We start from the raw sequence: 4,231 nt of genomic DNA, 5'->3' as shown, positions 1-4,231 counted from the left end.
AGAACTGAGGTGCTTTCAAATTCTTCAGTGCGTCCGCAACGAACGCAAATCAAATGGTGATGATCGCCATGATCATCGCTTGCAAGCTCAAACCGACGACCTCCGTCACTGAGTTCAAGTTCTTGCAGAAACCCCATCTCAACAAGCAGTCTCAGGGTTCGATAAATCGTTGCCAATGAGACCCTGGCCTTTGAATCCACCAGCAAACGATGGACATCTTCAGCACTGAGGTGAGTGCCTCCACCGATCTGCTCGAACAGGTCGAGGATCAGTCGACGCTGTGGCGTTAAGCGCCTGCCATCCAGATGCAATCCACGCTCGAGGGGTCCTTCAACCGGAACTGGCAATGAAGCCATTGGCGTTTGCACCGGAACAACTCTTCTCAACAGTACCCATTAATGCGAGAGGAGAACATGGCTGGGAGAAAGACCGGTAAGGTTTAAATCTGTTTTTCAATCGCTGTGTCTACCTCCTGGCGAGTGTTGATGCGCTTTGTAGCGAGTGGGCTGTTCCTGCTGGCACACGGATTACTCGTGCTCGAGTACGTGGCGCTTGGCACAGCCCTACACGGTGTTGCTGAAATCTTCCTTGCACCTTGGGCGATCCGTCATCGCGCCTGGGACTTAATCGTGATCGGAGTGGTCTTCTGCGTTTTTGATCTATGGGGAACACTGAGGCTTACAAACACCATTGGCTGAGCAGTCGCTAATCGATCCACCAACGCTGAACCAATTCAGACACATCAGACGAGGGGGAAGGAACTGTGACCACCGAAAGCCGCTGTCGATCACGGGCATAGTCGTAGCGACAAAAGCCAACACCAGTGCCAGAACAAGAGGAGAGAGCAGGAAGTGCTGATCCCGATGGATCTTGCGCAAGGGCCTGAATGGATGGATCAGGTTGTGGCAACCAGCCTGATGCCAATAACGATGCATCTGCCGCGCGAATCGACTGACCCACTTGCAATTGCACTGTCGAAGAAGAAATGGAGTCGGCGAAGCCAGCGCCAACACTCAGGAATGGCAAGACGCAGAGAGCCAAGCGCAGTCCTTTCATCGCTTCCAAGCCATGACTGACTTCGGCATAGCAAGACCGCAAGCCGAACGTCATCAAGGACACGAAACGCTGCGAACCATGAGTGTCCGCAGCTGCCCACGGAACTCAAGCCGTTGAAGGCTGCAACCAGGTCCATCACAGATCCATTCTCGACGAGCAACAACCAGCCCCAACGGCAAAAATCGTCGCTAACAAGGAGTGACACACCCAGAAAGCCAATGTCCGCTCAGGCCGTCATCGACCTTGCCAACGCAATCAAAGCGGATCCAACGTTGAAAGCGCTCTGCGCATCAAGCCAATGCGCTGATGTTGATGATCAATGCAATGTTGCCAAAGAGAAAGGATTTGATATTCATCCCCATGACTTTGATCAATTCAATAATGGCGACCTCATAGAAACAGACCGTGAAGACACATTTCTAAAGCCATCGTGGTGGGACCGGATTTCACAGTAATAAAATCACCAAAAAGACAGCATCAAAGAGCTTGGTCTCAGGGTCAATCGAAACTCAAAAACCAAGCCTTTTAATCAAGAGCCAAAGAGTGATCTCAATAAGCTCTTAATCAGGCATCAAGATCGTTCATTAAGACAACGAACCAACAAACGATAAAACATGAATCACAGTCAACAGTAAGGTCATCATTTAGAAGCATAATCTGAGCATATAAACATAATACGAATGCCATCGAAAAGAAATACGGCTATTCTCATGTGAAACTAAACCGACACACCCCTAAATGCAGTCCGAGACACCACAACGAATCCTGATCACAGGAGGAAGTTCTGGAATCGGACTCGAAGCAAGCAAACGGTTAATTCAAAAAGGGCATCAGCTCACACTTCTTTGCCGCACAGAAGAGCGTTGTCTGGAAACAATGAAAACCCTATCCGCCGAGAGAGCAGAGCGGGCTTCAGCAGAGGGACTAACCATCAACCTTCAAGATCTTCAAAGCGTTGAAACGGGTTGTGGCACACTCCTGCAAAAAAATGAACCAATCGATACCATCATTTTAAATGCAGGAATTCAAAATGTAGGGCTTAAAAAGCCACAATTCACAAAACAAGCGATAGAAGAGACATTCTGTGTGAATCACCTCGCACATCAACACATTGTCATGCGTTTGTTGCCATTACTACTCAAAAGTAAAAAGCCACGACTTGTGATCACAAGCTCAGAAGTCCACAACCCAATGAGCGGAGGAGGACGGGTTGGCAAACCAGCCACACTTGGAACACTCGATGGATTAAGACACCACAAGCATGTCGCAATGATCAATGGTCAAATCATTTTTGACGCTGATAAAGCCTACAAAGACAGCAAGCTCTGCAACATCCTGATGGCACGATACCTTGCCAACAAACTCAAGCAAAAGGGTCAGGAAATACCGGTCATCACATGGAGCCCAGGACTGGTGATTCCCAAAGGAAGCGGAGGATTTTTCCGAACCAGTCGCCAACACAACCCCATTGGTCTAGCTCTCTTCTCTTTCGTTGCGAGAGATTTACTACGACTGACAGAAACAGTGGAAAAAGCAGGAGCCTTACTTGCGGACCTCGCGGATGGGAGTAACGATGAACAGAACGGATTCCAATACATCAGCAATCAACTGATCAGCCCTGGACGCCATATTTTCAAAAAAACAGAAACAAGCCAGGAAGGGGAGAATGAAAAACTTGGCGAAGAGTTGTGGACACTGAGCAAAGACCTGATCGAGCATAAGTTGCTTGAATGCCACTCAATCGAATGCAACTAAGAGAAACAGCATCACAGAATAGGATCTATAAAGACACGCTAAATGAGCAAAGCAGTCTTCAAAAAACGAAAGACTTTCAACCCGTTTCCCATGGCTACTTAACCAGCGAAGGGAAGGGGGTTGTTCACTCATCCAAACAAGGGTGACAATCTCCTGGTTGAATAAGTCAATCTTGGTGTGCTCAACGTCAAATCAAAGACGGGGAGCACTATGTGCTGAAATTACCAGCTGGGAGTTTAGGGGTAGTACTTGGAAGAACAAAAATAAAGATGCCAATACAACGCATTCAAAACACTCATGAAATCCATGGATATCCAAGAAGACTTCAATCACACGGTGATCCACCCACATAACAAAGGGAATTAGAGAATGGAAACAAGTCTCTATCAAATGCTTGAAACCAGCGGATGAAACCAATCATCCACTAGCATTATCTGATCAACGAAGATCTAATCAGCAGTGGCAATCACCCTTTACGGCGGTCCCCAAACACGAGCCTCCATGCCACGCTGGTACATGGAAGAGAAGGGAATTCCCTACGATCTTGTAGAACTATCACTGGCTGAGGGGCAAAATCTTAAGGAGGATTTCCTGGCGATCAATCCTTTCGGAAAACTTCCTGCCATGAAAGATGATTCTGTCCTTGATTCCAATGGTCATCCACTCGTTTTATTTGAATCCGGAGCCATCCTTTTGCATTTAGCAGAGCATCATGGAGATGAGATCAAGCAACCTGGCGATCGATCATTAATCAGCCAGTGGACACATTTCGCTAATTCAACATTGGCCTTTGCAATTTTTGTTCCTGATCAAAAGCAAAAAATCTTACCGAGACTTCTAAGTGAACTTGATTCAAAGATCACAAAAGGATATTTCATCAACAACAAGTGGGGTGCAGCTGATTGCGCCATTACATCTTACTTAGCTTATATCAAATTATTCTTTCCCAATGAGGACCTTAGTGCATATCCAGCAGTCAACATTTTAATCCAAGCCACTCGCGAACGACCTGCCTATCAAAAAGTGATGGGATTCACCTAAAGCTGCATAAGCATAGGACCAAAAGAAACAGAACAAGTGTTAATCAATGGGGACATTGAACCAATCAGACTTTCAGTTTGTTTTCAATAATGCATAGACTTAAGAATTAACATCTATCCAACCCACTGATGAATGATCTTCGAAGTACATTGCTCAAACATAACAGCGGAATTTGGCAAGGATGCTTTGTCAGGCTGAATCACACTGGAAAAGAACAGGAACGCTTTTTCACTTCCCTTGACGTGAGAGAGACTGATGGCGTCATTCAAACCTGTTTGACCTACAAAGGCAATGGACGTCAACAGTCGATGAACTTCGCATCGTTACCTCCATCGATGCAGGTCACACAGACCGGGCATTGGTCAACAGGTCCAAGTTT

General features: G+C 46.6%; 6 protein-coding genes. 4 read left to right on the top strand and 2 right to left on the bottom strand.

Going from position 1 to position 4,231, the window contains the following annotated elements:
* Positions 1 to 356 (bottom strand): Fur family transcriptional regulator (locus NCN04_RS08720; RefSeq protein ID WP_250395828.1); only part of this gene is annotated, 356 nt, incomplete at its 3' end.
* 129 nt (positions 357 to 485) lie between these two features.
* On the opposite strand from NCN04_RS08720, the gene NCN04_RS08715 reads away from it, so the two are divergent.
* Positions 486 to 698, top strand: a complete 213-nt coding sequence (locus NCN04_RS08715; RefSeq protein WP_041426960.1) for a DUF8641 family protein — start codon at positions 486 to 488, stop codon at positions 696 to 698.
* A gap of 7 nt (positions 699 to 705) precedes the next feature.
* Here the strand turns inward: NCN04_RS08715 and NCN04_RS08710 are convergent, their stop codons facing one another.
* On the bottom strand, positions 706 to 1,110 hold the full coding sequence (locus NCN04_RS08710) for a hypothetical protein (protein WP_084763986.1): 405 nt from the start codon (positions 1,108 to 1,110) through the stop codon (positions 706 to 708).
* A 164-nt stretch (positions 1,111 to 1,274) separates the two neighbouring features.
* On the opposite strand from NCN04_RS08710, the gene NCN04_RS08705 reads away from it, so the two are divergent.
* The 3 genes from NCN04_RS08705 (at position 1,275) to NCN04_RS08695 (ending at position 3,852) form a co-directional block, all read left to right on the top strand.
* The gene (locus NCN04_RS08705) at positions 1,275 to 1,511 is read left to right on the top strand and encodes a hypothetical protein (protein WP_250395827.1); all 237 of its coding nucleotides are present in this window, start codon (positions 1,275 to 1,277) and stop codon (positions 1,509 to 1,511) included.
* A gap of 283 nt (positions 1,512 to 1,794) precedes the next feature.
* The gene (locus NCN04_RS08700) at positions 1,795 to 2,811 is read left to right on the top strand and encodes an SDR family NAD(P)-dependent oxidoreductase (protein WP_250395826.1); all 1,017 of its coding nucleotides are present in this window, start codon (positions 1,795 to 1,797) and stop codon (positions 2,809 to 2,811) included.
* 459 nt (positions 2,812 to 3,270) lie between these two features.
* The gene (locus NCN04_RS08695; RefSeq protein ID WP_250395825.1) at positions 3,271 to 3,852 is read left to right on the top strand and encodes a glutathione S-transferase family protein; all 582 of its coding nucleotides are present in this window, start codon (positions 3,271 to 3,273) and stop codon (positions 3,850 to 3,852) included.
* Positions 3,853 to 4,231 lie beyond the last annotated feature (379 nt).

The organism is Synechococcus sp. MU1655 (assembly GCF_023630655.1).
GTDB lineage: Bacteria > Cyanobacteriota > Cyanobacteriia > PCC-6307 > Cyanobiaceae > Synechococcus_C.
This window is presented reverse-complemented; position numbering and strand designations above follow the sequence as displayed.

Coding starts and splice junctions, on each gene's coding strand:
- NCN04_RS08715 (WP_041426960.1), top strand. CDS start 486: ATGCGCTTTGTAGCGAGTGGGCTGTTCCTGCTGGCACACGGATTACTC.
- NCN04_RS08710 (WP_084763986.1), bottom strand. CDS start 1,110: ATGACGTTCGGCTTGCGGTCTTGCTATGCCGAAGTCAGTCATGGCTTG.
- NCN04_RS08705 (WP_250395827.1), top strand. CDS start 1,275: ATGTCCGCTCAGGCCGTCATCGACCTTGCCAACGCAATCAAAGCGGAT.
- NCN04_RS08700 (WP_250395826.1), top strand. CDS start 1,795: ATGCAGTCCGAGACACCACAACGAATCCTGATCACAGGAGGAAGTTCT.